The following is a 20845-nucleotide window of genomic DNA, read 5'->3' as shown; positions in this document are numbered from 1 at the left end:
GAATCTGGATGCTTCCATCAGTCGCGCTCTTATCGGAATCGGTACTATTTCTATCACTCGAAGACGTCGTGGCCTGTGGCGGGGCGGACCTGCAAATGGCCGCCGACGACGTGGCGGAAGGCTTCGCATTGCTCTTGGAGAAGCGGGTGCAATTGCCCAAAAAGACCTCCTTGCAGCCGTGTCCTGGAAAACCGGAAAGTGAAACCGGCTTTTTCAATGTGATGCCCTCGCTGGTTCAGCACTGGGAACGCGATGTTCTCGGTTGCAAGATCATGGGCTCCATGCCCGGCAATGTGGAGCGAGGGCTACCGCGGGCCTCGGGCTTCATTCTTCTCTTCGACCCGGAGACGAAGCTGCCCATGTGCGTGATGGATGCGCAGGCCATCAGCGCGACCCGTACCGGTGCGGTGTCGCTCCTGGCCGCCCGCCGGCTTGCGCGCAGCAGCACCCGCGAGCTTGGCCTCGTGGGCGCCGGGATCAACATGCGCACGCAGCTCCTCGGGCTGAGCGCGGCGCTGCCCGAGCTGAAACGCGTGCGCGTGCACGCCCGCGGTCTGTCGCGCCATCGGTTCGCCGAGGAAATGGGGGCACGAACGGGGCTCTCCATCGTCGCCGTGGACTCACCCGAGGAAGCCGTTCGCGGGGCGGACACGATCGTGACGTGCGTCTCCGTGGATCACGAGCCCATCGTTCGCGCGCCTTGGATTGCGCAGCGCGGAGTGACCATCTTTTCCATTGGTGGATTCGAGGTCGACCTCGACGTGCTCACGCGCATGGATCGGGTCGTGGCCGATCGATGGGAAGACGTGCGCAGCCGCGGTGTGCAGGCGCATGCCATCGCCGTGGAGCGCGGCCTCCTGCCCGCCTCGCGCGTCGAAGATCTCGGGCCCATCTTGGCGGGGCTCAGCCCGGGCCGGCGCTCGGACGAGGAGAGCATCTTCTTCTCGCCGGTGGGGCTTGCCTTCGAAGACGTGCTCGTGGCCCATCGCGTCTATCGCACCGCCGTGGCGCGCGGAGTGGGGCACCGCTTTCGCACGTGGCGGAATCCGCAGTGGATTTGACCTGCGAGCCGCTGTTCGAGGCGGCGTGCCGCATGACACGCGATGCGCGTGCCCGGCTGGTCCGGGCGTTCTACGAGCCGCCGCCGGCCGGCGAAGCGCGTCTCACCTTGGATCGACCCTTCGTGCTGCCCATCGGCCTGGAGCCCGCGCGCGTGCACGCAGCATTGCGCGATGCGCAGGCCTTCGTGCGCGCGCTGGTCGCGTTGGAGGCGCACGCGTACGGCCCCGACGGGGGCGACGTGCTCGCGCGGTTGATGCGCTCACTCGAGCCGGGCAGCGTGCGCCTCGTCGAGCAATGCCGCTATGAATCGAGCGAATCCGTGCGGCGCCGGCTGCGGCGCATGGACGCGTTCCTGGATCCGCATAGCGGCGTCTTTTCGGCCATCGAGGTCAATCAGATTGCACCGCTCTCGTTCTATTGGCACGACATCGATCAGCGCCTCGCGGCGCACATTCTCGGCGAGCTCGGTTTTTCCTATGCGCCGCGACGCCTCGCCCCGCGCGTGTTCGATTGGCTTGCGGGCGAGCTGCACGCGCGCCATCCGGGTCGCGAGCTGCGGTGCGTGGCGCTCGTGTCGGAGCACGGCTACGAAGGAAAAAAGGAGCTCCCGTACCTCGCGCGCTCGTGCGAGGCCGCCGGCCGGGAATGCGGGCACGATGTCGCGATATTGCATGCGTACCCGAACGAGGTTCGCTTGGCCGGCGGAAAACCCGTCGTGCGCGGGCGCGAAGTGGACATCGTTTGGCGGCAATCCGTTTACCTGGATCCATACCCTCCGTCGGATGTCGCCGATTACGAAACGATCTGCGGCCACCCGGAAGAGCACCTCATCGTGAATGCGGCGCGCTCGTTCCTCACGGCGAGCAAAGATACCTTTGCGCTTCTTTCGGCCCCGCGCATCGTGCAGAAGCTCGCGCTCTCGCCCGAGGACGTGCGCGCCCTCGGCCGGGTGCTGCCCGAAACGGTGAACCTCGCGCACGCCCCGGAGGAGCGCGTGCGCATCCTGGAGAATCGACCCGAGTGGATCTCCAAGCCGACGGATTCCTCCTTTGGCGAGGGGGTCGAATTCGGCAGCCTGCACACGGCGGCGAGCTGGGGGCGCCTCGTGGATGCGCGCCAAGATGGGCGCTTCGTCTTTCAGCGGCGCATTCCCTCGCCGGTGTTGCCTTGGGTGGAAATCGCGCCGGACGGCGAACCGCGGCGGCGCGATGTAGAGTTCGATTTTTGCCCGCACCACGTCGACGGCGAAATGGCGGGTACCGCCACCTTGCGCGTGCACCTTCACGAGCCTTCCTTCGGCGATCGTGCCATGAACGTCGCCACGGGCTCGTTCTTGACGCCCTTCGTGACACCGTGACGCCATTTCTCGTTTCGCCCCTCGCATCGTCGCCACGTCCGGGCGCGCCCTGTTGGGCACCCGTCACGTCGCCCCTGGAATCGGTGCGCGCGCTCGAAGGCGCGCTGGTGTCGCTTTATCGCGCGCACCTGGCCGTGCTCGCGCACCCGCCGGAGGGCGAGCTGGGGGCAGCCATCGGGGCGATGCAGCGCTTTTACGGCGATTGGCCGTACCTCTCCGACGAGCCACGCCGGCATCCTCCGGAGACGCATCTCTTCGGGCGCCCGGACATCGTCTTGTCGAACGATGGCCCCAAGGTGGTGGAGACCAACTTCGATACGGCCGTGTCTGGTTACGAAAAGCCCGACGCGGCGTGGTGTTTCGCGGCAGAACGCTTCGATTTGGACCCGGCGGCGTGGGGCGGGCGCCCGCTCGTGGGGCTGCGCGACCACTTCGAACAGTTCGGGGATCGCGCGCCTTGCCTCGTTCATTGGGTCCGAACCGTGGCGGCGGCGCCGGAATGCGAGCCGATTCTCGCGTTCCTCAACGAGAACCGTTGCGGAATTCGGCATATTGCCCACTACGCGGGCGAGCCTGCGCCGGCGTTTTCCAAATCCGTCCCCGGTTTTCTGCACCGTGCGTGCACCCTGTACACCGTGAATCGCCAGCGCGCCCTCTTCGAGCGAACGCTGCGCCCGCTGGTGCCACATGTCCTCGGTGGGACGGTGCCCCTCGGGCTGAGTGTGCTTCAATCCAAGCTTTTCCTCGCGTGTTTGAGCGATCCGCGCACGCGCCCGACGACCCTCACCGAGGACGAAATCGACGCCGTGGAAGCGCTCATTCCGCCAACGCGCATGTTGGGGCAACTGCACGGTGCCGAATGGGAGCGCGTATGCCGTTCACGCGGCGATTTCGTCCTGAAGCGAAGCGATTCGCACGAGGGGCGTCACGTCGTTTTCGGCTGCAATCTGCCGCAAGATGAATGGGAGAATCTGCTGCGAAGCCTTCCCGAGCAGGCACCCGGCCCCGACGGCGTTCCGCCCATGTGGCTGGTCCAGGAGCGGGTGCGGCCCCGGGAATACAGTCTGCTCGAATACACCGAGGCAAGGTGCGTCGAGCGGCGCAGTGGACTATCCTGCTCGCCGTACATGTTTGGCCCGCACCTTCGCGGGTTCGAAACATGGCGTCTCCCTTTCGTCCCGAATCACGGCATGCTCGAGGAACCGAATCACCTAGGGCACCTGTTTCAATGAGTTCAACGAGTTCGATGAGCGCAGATCCTACGGAAGCACGATTGATCGAGCTGGAGATTCGCTACTCCCATCTCGAGCGGCTCGTCGAGCAATTGAATCGGGTGGTGTTCGAGCAGGGCAAGACCATCGAAGGCCTGCGCGCGGAGCTTCTTCGGATGCGCAATCGGTTGGACGACGCCCCGGAAGCGATTAGAGATCGTACGACCCATTTGGTGGACGAGAAGCCACCGCACTACTAAACGAACGAACTCACCTCAGGAGCGGGACCGGCTCCCGACCATCAGCCGGTCCCGCTTCGCTTTTCCTCTACCGCATTCGCATCGGCCCTCATCAAAGAACGGACGGCGCCTTGTCGAGCGCAGCCTTCAGGGCGTCCATGTCGGTGTCCAATTGGTTCTTGGTTCCGTCCCAATTGGCCATCGTCACCATGTCGATTTGGGTCATGTCTCGACGAAGCGCATCGCGCTTGGAGTGAATATCCGGCAACGCCGCATCGAGCTCGGCCTTCGTTTTGCCCGTGGCCGTTCGCTGCTTGGTGTCGAGCTTCTGGATCGTCTTGTCGATGTCCTCGACCTTCGACGACAGCTTGGTGCGGTAGTCTTCCCTCGTCTTGACGAAGTTGGCATTGGCCTCGGCGGTCTTCTTGTCGACCTCGGCCTGCGCCGACGTGATCTTCGTGGTCGACTCTTTCACGGCCTCGTTGCTCTTCTTGTCCGCCTCCCGCTGGGCCGAAGTCACCTTTTCTTGTTCTTCGCGACCGGTGCGTTCGCACGCGACCGCAGCCGAAAGCGCGGTGAGCGCGGCCGCGAAGATCAGAGTGGTACGCGATAGGTTGGGCATGACGTTGTCTCCTCCATGACGGCCCCCCTCGTGGTTCTTCTGGTTCGCCCCGTCATGTCAGCATCACGCATGCCACCGTTTCCTATAAGGCTATCGGTCAGCGGGCTCGTGTGTCTTGGTGTGGCGATGCGTCACGCCGGTCACGTCTGCCACGAAGGGTCACACTGGAGGTGGGTTGCGCTCGAAAAGCCGCTGGTGCCAATACGGATACACCGGCGTCGTCGCGCTGACCTCATCGAGCTTGGCGCGTTGCTCGGGCGTGAGCTTCCAGCCGACTGCGCCGATGTTTTGCCGGAGTTGCTCTTCGTTGCGCGCCCCGAAGATGACGCTCGAGACCGTGGGCCGCCCGAGGAGCCAGTTGAGGGAGATCTGCGCGACGGTCTTGCCGGTTTCTTTCGCGATCTCGTCGAGCGCATCGACGACCTTGTACACATGTTCGTTCGGGACCGGCGGGCCCTCGTCCACCGTGATCTTGGTGTGGAGGCGACTCTCCGCCGGCAACGGTTGCCCGCGGCGGACCTTGCCCCCGAGCCTTCCCCAGCCGAGCGGGCTCCAAACGAGGGTGCCCACTTTTTCCTCGAGCCCCAGCGGCATCAGCTCCCACTCGAACTCGCGCCCCACGAGCGAGTAATAGGCTTGATGGGCGACGTAGCGCGAAAAGCCGTATTGGTCCGCGATGGCCAGGGACTTCATCAGGTGCCACCCGGAGAAATTCGAGCAGCCCACGTACCGGATCTTGCCCGCGCGAACGAGATCGTCGAGCGTGCGCAGCGCCTCGAAGATCGGCGTCTGCGCGTCGAAGCCGTGGAGCTGGTAGACATCGATGTAGTCGGTCCCGAGGCGCTTGAGCGAGCCCTCGACGGCCGACACGAGGAAGTGCCGCGACGAGCCCACGTCGTTCGGGCCCTGGCCAAAGCGGAAGCTGCCTTTGGTGGAGATGAGCACCTTGTCGCGCCGGCCGGCGATGGCCTTGCCCAGGATTTCCTCCGAGAGGCCATCCGAATAGGTGTTGGCCGAGTCGAAGAAGTTGACCCCCGCCTCGAGGCAGATGTCGACCAACCGCCTCGCGTCGTCGACCCCGTTCTTTCCCCAACTGCCGAAGAATTCCCCCCGCCCGCCGAACGTCCCCGTGCCGAAGCAAAGGACGGGAACTTTGAGTCCTGAACCGCCAAGCTGTCTGAATTCCATTTGCAGTGCCTTGACCTTTCGTCGTGTGCCTGTACCTGGATTGAGGGCAAGATAGCCCCGAGTCCTCCGATGATTAATGCCGCCCTCTTCATTCCCTGTTACGTCGACCAGTTCTATCCGCATGTTGGGCTCGCCACCCTGGAACTGCTCGAACGCTATGGCGTCCGCGTAGAGTACCCGCAGGCCCAAACTTGTTGCGGTCAGCCGGTTTTCAATTCGGGTTCGTTCGATGTTGCCAAGCCCATCGCGGACAAGTTCCTGGAGGTGTTCTCATCCTACCAATACATAGTGTGCCCATCTGGGAGTTGCACCTCCATGGTGCGCAATCACTACGCCGAGCTGGTGCCGGATCGCATCGCCGAGCTCCGCAGCAAGACCTTCGAGCTGTGCGAGTTTCTCCATGACGTGTTGGGGGTGAAGCCCGAGGGGCGATTTCCGCATCGCGTGGGTTTGCACGCGAGCTGCCACGGCTTGCGGGAGCTGCGTCTGGGCAGTGGGAGTGAGCGGCGCGTGCAGCCGTTCGACAAGGTGCGGTCTCTTTTGTCCGGGCTCGAAGGCATTCAATTTGCGGACCTCTCGCGCAAGGACGAGTGTTGCGGTTTTGGGGGCACCTTCGCGGTTGGTGAAGAGGCGGTGTCGGTGGCGATGGGCAATGGGCGCATCGCGGATCATGAGCGTGGTGGGGCCGAGATCATCACCGGCGGAGACATGAGCTGCCTGATGCACCTCGATGGATTGCTGCGGCGGCAGAAGAAGCCGATACGCGTGATGCACGTGGCGGAGATTTTGGCGGAGGCGACAGCCAATGAATGAAGGGACGACGGAGCACCCGGAAAACGCCGCGGCGTTCGTGGCGAACGATGCGCGGCTGAAATGGCATGACCAGTCCTTGTGGTTCGTGCGCGAGAAGCGCGATCGCGCATCGTCGGTGATTCCCGAGTGGGAGTCGTTGCGCGCGCTCGGCGCGGACATCAAAGCGCACACGTTGTCGCGCCTGGCCGACTACTTGGAGGAGTTCGAGAAGAAGGCGACGGCGCTGGGGGCGCACGTGCACTTCGCGCGCGATGCGGAGGAGCACAATCGCATCGTCCATGGATTGCTCCGGGAGCGAAATGTCACGCGCGTGGTGAAGAGCAAATCGATGCTCACCGAGCAGTGCGGATTGAATCATCATTTGGAGGCGCACGGCATCGAGGTCATCGACACGGATTTGGGCGAGCGCATCGTGCAGCTCCGGCACGAGCCGCCCAGCCACATCGTGATGCCGGCGATCCATTTGAAGAAGGAGGAGATTGGCGATCTTTTCCACGACACGATGGGCTCGGCGTCGGGCATTTCCGATCCCAAGGTGCTGACCGAGGTCGCGCGGGGGCAGCTTCGCGGGAACCTTTTGGCGGCGCAAGCGGGGATCACGGGGGTGAATTTCGCCATCGCGGAGACGGGCGGTTTCGTGGTGTGCACCAACGAAGGCAATGCGGATTTGGGCACAGCGATTCCGCCGTTGCACATCGCCTCCATGGGCATCGAGAAGGTGATTCCGCGGGCGAAAGATCTGGGGGTATTTTTGCGGCTGCTCGCGCGCTCCGCCACCGGGCAGCCGGTGACGGCGTATTCGTCGCATTTCCACGGGCCGCGGCCCGGCGGAGAGCTGCACATCGTGATTGTCGATCACGGGCGCAGCGAAATCCTGGGTCGCGAGCACTACCGGCGCACCCTGCAGTGCATCCGCTGCGGGGCGTGCATGAACACGTGCCCCGTGTACCGGCGCAGCGGTGGCCATAGTTACGGGGTGACGGTGCCCGGGCCTTTGGGGGCGGTGCTGGCGCCGCACATCGATCCAAAGAAGCACCGCAGTTTGCCGTTTGCCTCGACGTTGTGCGGCTCGTGCAGCGATGTGTGCCCGGTGCAGATTGATTTGCATCAGCAGCTGCTCTTGTGGCGGGGCGATTTGGGGCGTGCCGAGCTGATTCCGCTGCGCAAGCGCGCGGCGTCGCAGCTGGCCGGCTGGGTGCTGGCGCGCACGTGGGCGTACGAGTTCTTGGGCCGGATCGCCCGCTGGATTTTGCCGAAGCTGCCGAAGGCGCTTCTTCGCGCGAACGACTGGGGGCGCCAGCGCGAGCTTCCACCTGCACCGAAGGAGAGTTTTCGCGAGATGTACCGGAGGCGTCGTGGCCAATAGCCGAAACGATATTTTGCGCGCGCTGCGTGCGGCGCACGTTCCACCGAAGCCGCTGCCCGATCTGCCGACGTCGGGCGTGCAGTATCCCGACGTGCACGCTCAATTCGCCAAGAGCCTTTCCGACGTGGGTGGACGGTGCATTTTCGCCGGCGATGGCGATATCGAAATAGCGCTTTCGAAATTGCCGGAATACGCGTCGGCCATTCGTGTTCTGTCGCTGGTGCCGGGCGCGAAAAAGGCCAACGTGAACATGGCGGCCATCATCGACCCCACCGAGCTCGCGGACGTCGACGTGTGCGTGCTGCCCGGCCAATTGGGCGTGGCCGAAAACGGCGCAGTCTGGGTCGTCGAAGACGGCTTCCCCTTCCGCGCCGGCTGGTATTTGGCCCAGCACATGGTGCTCGTGCTTCGCGCCGACACCATCGTGCACAACATGCATGAGGCCTACGAGCGCATCTCCGTGGGCGCGCGGGGCTTTTCGACCTTCATCTCGGGCCCCTCGAAAACCGCCGACATCGAACAATCCCTCGTCATCGGCGCCCAAGGCCCCCGCTCCTGCACGGCGCTGGTCGTCTGAAGAGAATTGAACAGGGAGGCGGGGAGGCGGGGAGTTTTTTTTTTATAAAAAATCTCTTAAACTCCCCGTCTCCCCGCCTCCCTGTTCAATCTTCTCTTCTTCGATTAGGGGCGCCACATGGCGATGCAGGCTACGGCGAAGGCTGCCAGCATGAGGAAGAAGAACGACACCTGCAGCACCAGTGACGGTGGGGGCTTGGGCTCCCACACATGGGTTTTCACCAGGGATGAGGAGGGCGTCATCGAGGAGGGTGGGGGCATCATCGACGAGGGCGGGGGCTCGACGATGGTTGCGGCGGCTGCCTCGGCCATGGCCCGCACCGGTTCGACCAGGGTGTGCGCCGGCTCGGTGAGGCTTGGCGGCGGTTCCGTATCGGCATCGCCAAGACCGCTCGCGGCGAAGGCCTCCAGCTGTTCGGCCAGTACGGATGCGGACGCGGTGCGCTGATCGCGATCGCGGGTGAGGCAACCGTCGAGGATGCGTTCCAGTTCCGGTGCGATGTCCGGGCGCAGCTCGCGGAGCGGCGGCGGTGTCTTGTGCAAAATCGCCACGACCAGATCGCTGAGGGACTTCTCCTCGAAGGGGGCGACTCCGGCAAGCATCTCGTAAAAGATCACGCCGAGCGACCAAATGTCGGTGCGGACATCGACCCGCTTCGAGTCGTACAGCTGCTCGGGCGACATGTACGCCGGTGATCCGAGCAGCGTCTTCGTAACGGTGAGCTCGGCCTCTTCCTGATCATCCGATGTGGCGAGCGTCGATGGCCGGTTCGCCTTCGAGACACCGAAGTCGAGCACTTTGACCACGTAGCCCCCGTCACCCCGCCGGTGCAGGAACAGGTTGGCCGGCTTGAGATCGCGGTGGACGATGCCGTGCCGATGCGCTTCTGCGACACCCTTCAGTGCTTGACGAAGGATATCGACGGCCTCCCATACCGCGAGCCTTCCGCGTTTGCGCAAAAGCCCTTCCAGGTCGACACCCTCGAGAAACTCCATGACCATATACGGAAGGCCATCCGGCGTGCGACCGGCGGCAAACACACGTGCCACGTGGTCGCCCTCGACACGCGCAGCCGCACGGCCCTCATTCACGAATCGTGTCGCGGCCAAAGACGAGGCCGCGATCTCGGGAAGCAGTACTTTGATGGCAACCCGCCTGTCCAGGTCGATATCTACCGCCGAATAGACGGCACCCATACCGCCGCAGCCAATCTGCCGCTCGATTCGGTACTTCTCTAGAAAGACCTCACCCTCCATCAACATGGACAACCCCCGCATGCGCGTCAGAGTTCCTCGACGTTGTGCATTGAGCAACCGTCGTTCCAGGCCTCGAGTGCGCGACTATCTCATGAAATCGCCGAAACTATTGCTCCGTTATGCGCGGTTGCGGTGTTGCACCCTGTTGCACCGCTGTTGCGCCATCCTGTTGCGCCCCGTTGCGCACCACATCATCGTGAACACGAATCTCTCCGCGGACAATCGTAGCGGCGCTCATTCGTGACCAATTGTCATCCGCTCGGCCGACACGGTCCACGTCCTGCCGGCGTGAGGTGGCTCTCGGGCGCACCTTCTGCGCGCTCTCCAAGAAAGGATTTCGTCGAGGCGCTGCGATGTCTGCGGCAACCTCTCGTGGCGATACCAGCGACGCTGGAGCGGAGTGGTTCTTCCGGCTCGTCGGAAGGCCGCGGTGCGCCGGGCTCGTGCTCTCACGTATCATCGCGCCCACCCCACGGACTGGAGGAGGAGCGACCGATGAGAACGAATGCATGGCTGGCACTTATCGTAGTAGGCATGGCGATCGAGGGCTGTTCCAATCCGTCGCCCGCGGCGGGGAGCGGCACGACACCGGCGGCTGCAGGAGCCGAGGGGACGCGCGACATCGAAGTCGATTCCCAGATGGTGGACTGCACGGGCGTGGGGCCGCAGAAGTGCTTGCGCATTCGAAACAACCCCCAGGCCGAGTGGGAGCTTTGGTACTCGGGCATCGAGGGATTCACCCACAAGGCCGGCATGAAGTACCGCCTTCGCATCCGTGAGGAAAAGGTACCGAATCCCCCGGCGGATGGTTCGAGCTTGCGATTAATCTTGGTCGAGGTGCTGGAACAAACCCCTGCCAAGCCCTAGAGGCGGACCCATGACCCGAAATCTCGACCATCTTCGAACGATCGCCGAGCAAACCCGATTCGAAAAAACGGGGCGCTACGACGAGGTGCTCCGCTTGGCGCGCGCGTACGCCGAGACCTGGCCCGATGCCGTGCGCTGTTTCGATTTCGGGGTCACCCCCGAACAACGTCCGATGATCGCGCTGATCGTGTCGCGGACCGGTGCACTCACGGCGAAGGAGATTGCCGAGCGGAAGATCCCGGTGCTCTTTCTGCAGGGCGGGATTCACCCCGGCGAGAGCGATGGCAAGGATGCCGGCTTCATGGCTTTGCGCGACATGCTCGAGGGCCGGCTCGCGGCGGGGGCGCTGGAGAAGAGCGCCATTCTGTTCGTGCCGGTTTTCAACGTGGATGGGCACGAGCGCTTCGGAAAATGGAATCGCCCGAACCAAGTCGGCCCCGAAGAAATGGGCTGGCGCAGCACCTCGCAGAATCTCAACTTGAATCGCGATTACGCCAAGGTCGATTCGCCGGAGATGCAGGCCATGATGCGCCTGCTCCTGGAATGGAACCCTCTCGTCTATGCCGATTTGCACGTCACCAACGGGGCGGATTTCGAACACGACGTCTCCGTGCAGGTGGAACCCATTCACACGGGCGATCCGGCGCTGCGGGCGACGGGGCTCGATCTGCGCGAGCACGTCATCGCCAAGCTGGCGGCGGAAGGATCGCTGCCCCTGCCATTTTATCCGAGTCTGGCGCGGCAGGACGACCCCGAATCGGGTTTCGAGCATTACGTGTACAGTCCACGCTTCTCGACCGGCTATTGGAACCTGCGCAATCGCTTCACGCTGCTTTTGGAGACGCACTCGTGGAAGAGTTACGAGGCGCGTATCCGCATGACATTGAATACCATCGCCGGGCTCACGGATTGGACGGTCAACAAAGGGCCCGCGGCGCTGGCCTTGGTCGAAAAGGCAGATATCGCCGGCGCCGCGCTGGGCGGGCAGCCCGTCGAAATCGATTACGGTCTCAGCGACGAGGTGACCCAAATCGAGTTTCGCGGATATGCCTATACGCGCGAACCGTCGCCCATCTCGGGGCAGCTGGCCACGCGCTACGATCCGTCGAAGCCGCAAATCTGGCGGGTCCCCTTGCGGACCGGAGTCGTGGTGAAGCGAACCGCGCCCGCGCCGAAGGGCGGGTACATCGTTCCGGCGGCGTACGCGCAAGACATCGGTGCGCGGCTCGCGCTGCACGGCATCGCGTCGCGGCAGTTGAGTGAGCCGATGGCCGCGGCGCCGGTGGAGGCATTCCGGGCCTCGAAGGTGACGTTCCAGCCCGCGCCCTTCGAAGGGCGCACCATGGTGGCCGTCGAAGGGGCGTGGCATGCGGAGAAGCGCGAGATCCCCTCGGGCTCGCTGTTCGTTCCCATCGCGCAGCGTTTCGCGCGTCTCGCCATGGCGCTGCTCGAGCCGCAGGCGCCCGATTCGTTCGGCGCGTGGGGCTTCTTCAACGCCGTCTACGAGCGAAAAGAGTACATGGATGCCTACGTGGCCGAGCAGGTTGCGCGGGAAATGTTGGCGGCCGATCCCGAGTTGGCGGCTGAGTTCGCGCGAAAGCTGGGAAATGAGCCCGATTTCGCGCGCAGTCCGGCGGCGCGGCTCGACTTTTTCTACCGCCGTCATCCTTCGTTCGACGAGCGGCTCGACCTGTACCCCGTCTACCGAACCGACGCGGACTCGTTCTAACTCCTTCGAATAGACGCTTGCGCGATGCCTCGGGGCAGACTAGATACGCTGCCCCCCTGCGTGGCACGTCGTGTACTCGCCACGACGTCTTCAAACAAGGAGGCGTAAATGCGCAGAGCTTTGGGACTCGATCTCGGGACGACGAACAGTGCGCTCGCTTTGGCGGGAGCCGAGCGGGACGTCACCCTCGCGCACTTCGAACATCGCGGCGGCGTCACGGACACGTTTCGGTCCATCTTGTACTTTCACCCCGATGCGCGCGACGCGCGTCGGGGCATCACCTCGGTAGCGGGCCCCACGGCCATCGACGAGTATCTGGAAGCCGATGGCACCGGACGGCTGATTCAATCGCTCAAGACGTATTTGTCCGATCCGGGCTTCGAGGCCACCAGCGTCTTCGGACGCAACTACACGCTGACCGATCTTCTCTCGTTTCTCGTGCGCGCCCTGTGCGGGCTGGCCGAGAAGCAAATGGGCGCGTTGGGACCGCGCATCGTCGTCGGCCGGCCGGTTCACTTTTCCGGCGGCAAAGGCGACGACGACGATGCGTTTGCCGAAGGACGCTTGCGAAAGGCGATTGCCGCTGCCGGTTTCGAGGACATCGTCTTCGAATACGAGCCGGTGGCCGCTGCGTACTATTACGAATCGCGCCTCGATCATGACGAGCTGGTGCTCATTGCCGACTTCGGCGGCGGTACGAGCGACTTTTCGCTCATCCGCGTCGGACCTTCGGCGCGCAAGTCTCCGCAATCCGAGCGCATCTTGGGCAACGACGGTGTGGGCCTCGCCGGTGATGCGCTCGATGCGAAGATTCTTCACAACGTGGTTTCTCCGTATTTGGGACTTGGCTCCTCGTACCGATCCATGCTCGGCAAAGAGCTGCCGGTGCCGGTGTGGATTTACGGGAAGCTCCGTCGCTGGCACCACCTGTCGTTTCTCAAGTCGAAGCGAACGACGGAGCTACTTCGCGAAATTCAGGACCAGTCGCTGGAACCGGAGAAAATTCGCGGGCTCGTGCACATCATCGATCAGGACCTTGGTTACCACCTGTATCGGGCCATCGAAAAGACCAAGGTCGCGCTCTCCAAGGACGATCGCACGACCTTCCTCTTCGAGGATGAATCTTTGCGCATCGAGCACGCGCTCACCCGCGCCGACTTCGAGTCATGGATCGACGAGGAAACCGGGGCCATGTCCGAGTGCGTCGACCGCCTGCTCGCGCGGGTCGGATTGAGCGCCAAGGACGTGGACCGCGTGTTCATGACCGGCGGAACGTCGTTCGTTCCGGCCGTGCGCCGCATCTTCGACTCGCGATTCGGCGCCGAGAAGATCGAGGCCGGCGGCGAAATGATCTCCGTGGCCAGCGGCCTCGCGCTGCGCGCGCACGATCTCTCGTAGTCGACTTCAGCGTTCGCTATCCAAGTGGGCCATGTGCACGGTGGCGTATCGGTCGCCGCGGAATGAGCCCACCGGGACGATGGTTTCCAATGCACGAACGTCTTCGGCGGATAGTGGCTTGTCCAACACGCCGAGGGCGTCGTCCAGTTGCGCGCGCGTCCTTGCGCCAACCAGCGGAACGAACGCGGGCTGCTTGGCGATGGCCCACGCGATGGCGAGTTGCGAGGGTGTGCGGCCGCTGGCCTCGGCGAAGGCACTGAGCCGCGCCACGATTTGCTCGTTGTGAACGCCATCCTCGCCGCTGAAACGAGGAAGGTGCGCGCGGAAGTCGCTTGCGTCCTTGGGCTTTCGTCCGCTGAGCAAACCGCGCGAGAGGATGCCGTACAGCGTGGCGCTGATTCCGAGTTCCTTCAGCACGGGGAAGATCTTCTGCTCCGGCCCGCGGCTGGCCAGTGAATATTCGATTTGAAGGTCCACGATGGGATGAACGGCATGCGCGCGGCGGATGGTCTCCACGCCGACCTCGGAGAGGCCGATGTGGCGCACGTATCCCTGTTTGACGAGGTCCGAGATGGCCCCGATGGTGTCTTCGATGGGCACGTTGGGATCGAGTCGTGCGGGGCGGTAGACGTCGATGACGTCGACGCCGAGCCGCTTCAAGCTGTACGCGGCGAAGTTCTTCACCGCGATGGGGCGCGTGTCGGCGCCAATCCAGGCGCCGTCGGGGGCGCGCAGGCCGCCGAACTTCACCGAGATTTGCAAATTGTCGCGCTGGTAACCTTGGCCCTCGAGGGCACGCTGGATGAGCATCTCGTTGTGGCCCATGCCATAGAAATCACCCGTATCGAGCAAGGTCACGCCGCGCTCGATGGCCGAGCGAATCGTGGCGATGCCCTCGGCGTCACTGGTGGGACCGTACATGCCGGAGAAGGCCATGCAGCCGAGGCCCAAGCGGAAAACTTTCGGGCCGGTATTGCCGAGCGGGATCGTGTGGGAGGCTTTTTCTCGAGTCATCGTTTTCAACTCCTCGTTGGTTGGCCCCCCATTCGTACGGCTCCCTGTCTCATCAGACCAACGAATAAGATATATGTGAAACATGAACGAGGATTATGGAAGGAACCTGGATCTGAACCTCCTGCGTGTCTTCGTCGCGGTGGCCGATTGCGAGAGCGTGACCGCGGCGGCCGGCCGGCTTTACCTTACGCAGCCAGCCATCAGCGCGGCGCTGCGCAGGCTCACCGAGGCGGTGGGCGTGCCGCTCTTCACGCGCCGCGGGCGCGGGATCGTGCTCACCAAGCGCGGGGAAGATCTGCTGACCATCGTGCGGCCCCACTTGGCCGCGTTGCTCGATGCCGCGCTCGCCCCGGAGCCGTTCGATCCGCGCAGCAGCGATCACACCTTCCGCATCGGATTTTCCGACGTGAACGAGGCGTGGCTGCTACCGCCGCTGCTCCACGTGTTGCGAAAAGAGGCGCCGCGGATGCGCGTCGTCGCGATACCGGTGCAGTTTCGCACGGTGGGGGCAGCGCTCGCCTCCCGTCAGGTCGACGTGGCGGTGACCGTGGCCGACGAGCTTCCGCCGGGCTTCAAACGACGTCCCGTGTACGAGGGCGGTTTCGTGTGCATGTTCGACCCGCGCTATGCGCGCTTTCCATTGCCGCTGCGGGAGCGCGATTACTTCGCCTACGAGCACGTCATCGTTTCGTACAATGGCGATTTGCGCGGCATCGTCGAGGACATGGTGCGCAAGACCCGCAGCGTCCGTTGCTCGGTGTCCAGCTTCCACAACATCGGCGCCATCGTCGAGGGCTCCGGGCTGCTTGCCACCATTCCGGAGGTGGTGGCACGTCACATTTGCAGCGAGCGCCCGCGATTGCAGACGACAGAATTGCCATTTGCAATTGCGGGCACGGCCATGGAGCTCATTTGGTCGGTCGCCGACGACGACAACCCGGCAAATCGGTTCATCCGCGACAAGATTGCGGCCATTGCCGAATCGGAGATCACCATGCGTCAACGATCCGGCGCTTCTCCGCGTGCGCGCGGGAAGGGGCGGACTTCAAGCCGCGGACGAGCCACGCGCGCGTCTCGGCGGGATCGATGACCGCATCGATTTCCAGAAGGGACGCCATATTGATGGCTTTTCCGCGCCGGTACGCTTCGGCGACCATGGCCTGAAAGAACTGCTCGCGCTCCGCCGGGTCGGCAACCGATTCGAGCTCGCGTCGCATGGCCAGGCGCACGGCGCCCTCCAGGTTCATCGGTCCGAATTCGCCCGTGGGCCAGGCCACATTGAAGAACGGCGCGTGGAAGTGCCCGCCCGCCATGGCCTGCGCGCCCAGACCGTACCCTTTGCGCAGCACCACGGTGAAGAAGGGGACGGAGAGGCTTCCCGCGGCGATGAACATGCGCGAGACGTGCCGCACCAGCGCCGTTTTCTCGGCCTGCGGGCCGACCATGAAGCCGGGCGTATCGCAAAGCGAGACGATGGGAAGCGAGAAGGCGTCGCACAATTGAAAGAAGCGCGCCGCTTTGTCGGCGGCATCGGCGTCGAGTGCACCGCCCAAGTGGAAGGGGTCGTTGGCGATCAAGCCCACCGGCCGGCCCTCCAGGCGAACGAGCGCCGTGACGAGGCTGCGCCCGAAATCACGCCGCAGCTCGAGCACCGAGCCCGTGTCGGCCAGGGTCTCGATGATGGGGCGAATCTTGTACGCGCGCCGGCGGCGTTCCGGGAGTGCATCGCGCAGCGTGCTTTGATCGGGGCTCGTCCATGCGGGGGAGGGGCCCTGGAAGTAGCCGAGGTACTTTTTGGCGACGGCCACGGCCTCCACCTCGTCGCGCACGCGAACGTCGACCACGCCGTTCTTGGTTTGCACGTCGATGGGGCCAATCTCTTCGGGCGCAAACGTGCCCAGGCCGCCGCCTTCGACCATGGCGGGTCCGCCCATGCCGATGTTGCTGTCCTCCGTGGCGATGATCACGTCCGCGCAGCCGAGGAGCGCCGCATTGCCGGCGAAACAGCGGCCCGAGGCGATGCCCACGCGCGGTGCAACGCCGGAGAGTGCGGCGAAGGCCAGAAAGCTGGTGGTGTCCAAGCCCGCCACCAAGGGCATGTCCGTGTCGTTCGGGCGCCCGCCGCCGCCCTCGGCGAAGAGCACGATGGGCACGCGCCAATCGGCCGCGAGGGCGAGCATGCGATCGAGCTTCTTGTGCCCCATGCCGCCTTGGGTGCCGGCAAATACGGTGTAGTCGTACGCGAGCACCATGGTGCGCGCGCGCTCCTCACCGACGAGCGCGCGATTGACCGTGCCTACGCCGCAGACGATTCCGTCGGCGGGGCTTCGCTTCACCAGCTCATCGATCGAGTGGCGCTGCCTTTGCGCGGCGAGGGCTAGGGCGCCGTACTCGACGAAGGATCCTTCGTCGACGAGATCGGCGATGTTTTCGCGCGCCGTGCGCTGGCCCGTCTTTCGCCTTTTGGCAACCGCCTCGGGTCGGGCAAGGTCGGTCGTGGCATGGAGACGTGTGCGCAGCTCTGCGAGCTCGGGACGAATTTCGTTGGAATTGTCGTTATCGTTTTTCGGGGTCGTCATGCTAACATCGATATTACTAATTTGAAATGATCCTACTTTGTTAGCGGCACCGCTGCTATTGAAGTGCCATCGTAGAAGGCACCCTGCGGCTTGAACAGGGGGGAGGTGATGATGGTCGGTTTCACCACGGCGGACTGGCTATTCGCACTACGTCTTACATTCGGGGTGATGACGCCTCTTTCTTTGGTTTTGGGGGCGGGCTGCTCGCCTGCGCACGAAGACGTCTCCGAAGACGTGTCGGAGCACACCTTGGCGCTCGAGCAGAGCGGGGAAAGCGGGGAAAGCGGGGAGGGCGGGACGACGGTCCAGGCGGACTTTCATACGCGAAAAACGCCGCCTCGTGCCAAGGGGCAATTCGACGTGATCACCCTTTCATCGCTGCCGGATGCGGTGACGGGCGGCGATGTGCTGGTCGGTTTGCGCGGGCTTTCGGCGGCCGATCAATACACGGTGCAGCGCAACGGCGTGGATGTTACGGCCGCGTTCGGGCGGGGGTCGGACGGCGAGGTGCGAGGTCTGGTCACGGGGTTGATCGTAGGCAACAATCGCATCGAAGCGCTGGCGACTGGACCCAATGGAAAACGGCGAGCCGTACTCGGGGTCATTAATTACCCAATTACTGGGCCGGTGATATCCGGGCCACATCAGTCTCCATTTCTATGCCAAACACGTGAATCCGGTTTAGGCGATCCGTTGGATTCCGATTGCTCGGTTGAAACACGCTATGAATGGTTCTACCGGACCAACGCCTCATCCCCCTCGGACTACAAACCGCTTGCCAATCCGTACGAGGCTTATCCGGCGGACGTGGCGCGCATCCGAACGAAGGACGGTCGCGACGTGCCCTTCGTGGTGCGGGTGGAGTCTGCGACGATCAACCGCGGCATCGCCCGCATCGCGGTGCTCGACGATCCGCATGCGCGCGGTCCCGAGGCACCGTTCGACGCGGCAGGCTGGAACCATCGCGTGTATTACTTTTTCGGCGCGCTGTGCGGCGTGGGGTACCACCAGGGAATCAACACGCCGGGCACGGTGCTCGGGGTGGCATCGCCCGGGGAACCGTTCGACTTCGGCGCCCTTCTCGGGGTGGAGGATCGGCTTCGCCAGGGCGATGCGATCGTGCACTCGACGTTGAGCACCTTCGGCGTCCAGTGCAATGCGCTCATGGGCATCGAGAGCGCGATGATGGTCCTGGAGCACATTACGGAGAGATACGGAATCATCTCGGCCACGGTGGGATCCGGCGGGTCGGGGGCGGCCATTCAGCAATACAACGCGATCAACAATGCGCCGGGCCTTCTCAGCGGTGCGTTGCCCGTTGCCACGTTCGTGGACGTGTGGACCACGTATACGACCGTCGCCGATTGCGGCTTGCTGACGCATTATTACCAGACGCACGCACCGTCGTGGGACGAGGAGAAGAAGGGCGCCGTCGAGGGGCACGATCCGCCCCGGTCCGCACCGCGCACGGGCATCTGTCAGAGCTGGAGCATCCCGGAGCTGCAAGGCATCCTCGATCCGAAGAATGGATGCGATCCTTCGGTGCCGTACGCCCTTCGATACGATCCGGTCACGAATCCCCACGGTGCACGCTGCACCTTGCAGGATGCCAACGTGAACGTCGTCGGGCGCGACCCCGTGACGGGCTTCGCGCGCCGGCCCATCGACAACACCGGTGTGCAATATGGGCTCGATGCATTCAACCGCGGGCGCATCACCGCCGCGGAGTTCATCGATCTCAATCGCCATATCGGCGGGTTCGACATCGATGGTCACTTCGCTCCGGCGCGCATGGTCATGCACCCGGACACCGAGTCGGCGATTTACCGCACGGGCCAGATCATCGGCCGGGGCGCGCTGGACGAGACGCCGGTCATGGATATGGGGCTCTATCTGGATCTCATCCCGCTGGCGAACATCCACGACGCCGTGCGGCCATTTTCCGTGCGTGCGCGCTTGCGGCGTTACTCGGGAATCGACGCCGGGCAGAGCATCTGGCGCGGCTCGAGCGTGACGCCGCCCGATGCGTATCAGGCCCTTGCCCGATGGCTCGAGGTGCTCGACGTCATGCCGTACGGTACGGGTTCCCTGGATCGCGCCCGCGCCGTGGCCTACTCGAAGCCGTTCGCGGCAGGCGATCGCTGTTTCATCGACACGCCGCACGGCCGCGTGCAAGTTCCCGAGAATTTCGACGCGGCCATCGGGCCTTGCGCCGTGTTCTTCCCGGTCTCACGCACCCCGCGCATCGCCGCGGGAATGCCGCTCACCGACGATGTGCTTCGCTGCCAGCGCAAGCCGGTGGATCGTCGCGATTACCTCGCGCCGCTCAGCGAGGCCCAATTCGCCGAGCTGCAATCCATCTTCCCCGACGGCGTGTGCGACTACACGAAGCGCGCCGCGCGCGATGTCGACCACAGCATTCTCTGGCCCACCATCGGCGCCGAAACGCTGCACCCGCCCACAGGGCTCACCTACCGCGTCGCCCGTTCCGTGGCCGTTCCCTAATCCAAGTTCCGGCTGTCCTGGTTTCGCCAGTGCAAGCTCTGGAAGACCTCGGGCACCGCGTTTTCGTGGACGAAGGCGGCGCGGGCAAGGGGATCTCCGTAAAGGCGATACCGCATCCACGCGACCAGGTATCCGAAATAAGGCATGGGACCCAAATTGCAGGCGCTGCTGCACGAATCCTGAATATCGTTGTGGTCGGCGTCGAACAAGGTGGCCTTGGCCTTGGCGACGCCGGCGGGAACCGCATCGTAGAACGCTGCGATCGATTGCTCGCCCTTCTCCTGCGGTGACTGGAACGAAGGCGAGGCGACCACGTCCCGGCTGCCATTGACGAAGAAGACGGAGCCGTTGCGGATGTCGCTGCCGGAGAACCATCGCGGCCCTTTGCATCCGAGATCGAGGCTGCCAAAGCAGATCCACTTTTGCGCCGGCAACTCGATGGGCACGACGGTGGTGACGGGGCGATGGGCGGAGCCGGGCGCATTCGCGGCCGCGAGCGTACGAATGCTACCGCCGGCGCCCTGGGAGTGCCCAAACACGCCGATTTTCGTAGGATCGAGCGCGTGGTGAAACACACTCGACGGGTTGTCGTTCGCCGCGACGAGCCAATCGAGCGACGCGAGCATTTCCTGGCCGGTGCCCGTGGTCACGCTCGTCGTGGCGATGACGACGAAGCCCCACGAGGCCATCTGCGTGAGCAGACGGCTGTATTGCCCCACCGTCGCCGAGGTGCCATTGCCCCAGACGAGCAGAGGATGACGAATGCCGGGCAACCCGACGGTGGCAGGGTAGAAGAGCTCGTACTGCGGCAGCCCCAAGGCATTGTTTACCGTACTCCGCTTCACGAGTGCCGGGCCGGGCACGGCGTACGTCTTCTCGATCGGGAGCGGTTCGCATTGGGCGGACGGTGCCAAGCTGATGGCAAAAAGCAAAATGAGAAGGTATCGGCGCACGTCCTACTTTGATGGCGCACGTAATGGGGAGTCTCGGGCGCAGCCGGCGATAAGCGCCATGTCGTCTCGTTCGCTTCTTAGGCAACATGCAACTTTTTGGTTGCGTGTT

Annotated in this window: 18 protein-coding genes; 12 read left to right on the top strand and 6 right to left on the bottom strand. The window is 64.0% G+C overall.

The genetic code is table 11. The features are described from left to right. Window positions 1–68: 68 nt before the first annotated feature. The 4 genes from LZC95_30820 to LZC95_30805 are packed head-to-tail and all read left to right on the top strand — an operon-like array spanning window position 69 to window position 3890. Window positions 69–1061: an ornithine cyclodeaminase family protein gene (locus LZC95_30820; protein ID WXA90834.1), complete on the top strand. Its 993-nt coding sequence runs from the start codon at window positions 69–71 to the stop codon at window positions 1059–1061. Continuing rightward, complete coding sequence (locus tag LZC95_30815; GenBank protein ID WXA90833.1) at window positions 1037–2419, top strand: hypothetical protein; 1383 nt, start codon at window positions 1037–1039, stop codon at window positions 2417–2419. Before LZC95_30820 ends, LZC95_30815 begins: the two co-directional genes overlap by 25 nt. Continuing rightward, window positions 2416–3651 (top strand): hypothetical protein, encoded by a 1236-nt coding sequence (locus tag LZC95_30810; GenBank protein ID WXA90832.1) that lies wholly within the window; start codon window positions 2416–2418, stop codon window positions 3649–3651. The genes LZC95_30815 and LZC95_30810 overlap by 4 nt, the downstream gene beginning before the upstream one ends. A gap of 14 nt (window positions 3652–3665) precedes the next feature. Then, on the top strand, window positions 3666–3890 hold the full coding sequence (locus tag LZC95_30805) for a SlyX family protein (GenBank protein ID WXA90831.1): 225 nt from the start codon (window positions 3666–3668) through the stop codon (window positions 3888–3890). A 91-nt stretch (window positions 3891–3981) separates the two neighbouring features. Here the strand turns inward: LZC95_30805 and LZC95_30800 are convergent, their stop codons facing one another. Both LZC95_30800 and LZC95_30795 read right to left on the bottom strand, forming a co-directional pair. Next, the gene (locus LZC95_30800) at window positions 3982–4491 is read right to left on the bottom strand and encodes a hypothetical protein (protein ID WXA90830.1); all 510 of its coding nucleotides are present in this window, start codon (window positions 4489–4491) and stop codon (window positions 3982–3984) included. Between the two features lie 159 nt (window positions 4492–4650). Beyond that, on the bottom strand, window positions 4651–5679 hold the full coding sequence (locus LZC95_30795; GenBank protein ID WXA90829.1) for an aldo/keto reductase: 1029 nt from the start codon (window positions 5677–5679) through the stop codon (window positions 4651–4653). Window positions 5680–5748: 69 nt separating this feature from the next. On the opposite strand from LZC95_30795, the gene LZC95_30790 reads away from it, so the two are divergent. Genes LZC95_30790 through LZC95_30780 form a run of 3 tightly spaced genes read left to right on the top strand, consistent with a single transcriptional unit; the run spans window position 5749 to window position 8435 of the window. Then, entirely contained in the window at window positions 5749–6492 is a 744-nt protein-coding gene (locus tag LZC95_30790) for a (Fe-S)-binding protein (GenBank protein ID WXA90828.1), read from the top strand. Then, a complete protein-coding gene (locus tag LZC95_30785) occupies window positions 6485–7858 on the top strand; it encodes a lactate utilization protein (GenBank protein WXA90827.1) in 1374 nt (457 codons plus the stop codon). The genes LZC95_30790 and LZC95_30785 overlap by 8 nt, the downstream gene beginning before the upstream one ends. After that, on the top strand, window positions 7848–8435 hold the full coding sequence (locus LZC95_30780) for an LUD domain-containing protein (protein ID WXA90826.1): 588 nt from the start codon (window positions 7848–7850) through the stop codon (window positions 8433–8435). Before LZC95_30785 ends, LZC95_30780 begins: the two co-directional genes overlap by 11 nt. A gap of 104 nt (window positions 8436–8539) precedes the next feature. Here the strand turns inward: LZC95_30780 and LZC95_30775 are convergent, their stop codons facing one another. After that, window positions 8540–9712: a serine/threonine protein kinase gene (locus LZC95_30775; protein ID WXA90825.1), complete on the bottom strand. Its 1173-nt coding sequence runs from the start codon at window positions 9710–9712 to the stop codon at window positions 8540–8542. 474 nt (window positions 9713–10186) lie between these two features. On the opposite strand from LZC95_30775, the gene LZC95_30770 reads away from it, so the two are divergent. From LZC95_30770 to LZC95_30760, 3 genes are all read left to right on the top strand, one after another. After that, on the top strand, window positions 10187–10558 hold the full coding sequence (locus LZC95_30770; GenBank protein WXA90824.1) for a DUF4377 domain-containing protein: 372 nt from the start codon (window positions 10187–10189) through the stop codon (window positions 10556–10558). Window positions 10559–10568: 10 nt separating this feature from the next. Further along, entirely contained in the window at window positions 10569–12287 is a 1719-nt protein-coding gene (locus tag LZC95_30765) for a M14 family metallopeptidase (GenBank protein WXA90823.1), read from the top strand. A gap of 108 nt (window positions 12288–12395) precedes the next feature. Next, window positions 12396–13685 (top strand): Hsp70 family protein, encoded by a 1290-nt coding sequence (locus LZC95_30760; protein ID WXA90822.1) that lies wholly within the window; start codon window positions 12396–12398, stop codon window positions 13683–13685. A gap of 6 nt (window positions 13686–13691) precedes the next feature. On the opposite strand, the gene LZC95_30755 is transcribed toward LZC95_30760, so the two are convergent. After that, on the bottom strand, window positions 13692–14699 hold the full coding sequence (locus tag LZC95_30755) for an aldo/keto reductase (protein ID WXA90821.1): 1008 nt from the start codon (window positions 14697–14699) through the stop codon (window positions 13692–13694). Window positions 14700–14781: 82 nt separating this feature from the next. Between LZC95_30755 and LZC95_30750 the strand changes: the two genes are divergently transcribed. Continuing rightward, window positions 14782–15789 (top strand): LysR family transcriptional regulator, encoded by a 1008-nt coding sequence (locus tag LZC95_30750; GenBank protein ID WXA90820.1) that lies wholly within the window; start codon window positions 14782–14784, stop codon window positions 15787–15789. Here the strand turns inward: LZC95_30750 and LZC95_30745 are convergent. After that, complete coding sequence (locus LZC95_30745; GenBank protein ID WXA90819.1) at window positions 15689–17278, bottom strand: hypothetical protein; 1590 nt, start codon at window positions 17276–17278, stop codon at window positions 15689–15691. The two genes, LZC95_30750 and LZC95_30745, sit on opposite strands and share 101 nt — an antisense overlap. 168 nt (window positions 17279–17446) lie before the next feature. Between LZC95_30745 and LZC95_30740 the strand changes: the two genes are divergently transcribed. Then, complete coding sequence (locus tag LZC95_30740; GenBank protein ID WXA90818.1) at window positions 17447–19783, top strand: DUF6351 family protein; 2337 nt, start codon at window positions 17447–17449, stop codon at window positions 19781–19783. Here the strand turns inward: LZC95_30740 and LZC95_30735 are convergent. Further along, entirely contained in the window at window positions 19780–20736 is a 957-nt protein-coding gene (locus LZC95_30735; protein WXA90817.1) for a hypothetical protein, read from the bottom strand. The two genes, LZC95_30740 and LZC95_30735, sit on opposite strands and share 4 nt — an antisense overlap. Window positions 20737–20845 lie beyond the last annotated feature (109 nt).

Source organism: Sorangiineae bacterium MSr12523, from assembly GCA_037157775.1.
In the GTDB taxonomy this organism is placed as follows: domain Bacteria; phylum Myxococcota_A; class Polyangia; order Polyangiales; family Polyangiaceae; genus Pendulispora; species Pendulispora brunnea.
Note: the sequence above shows the minus strand (reverse complement) of the source record. Positions and strands in the feature narration are given on the sequence as shown.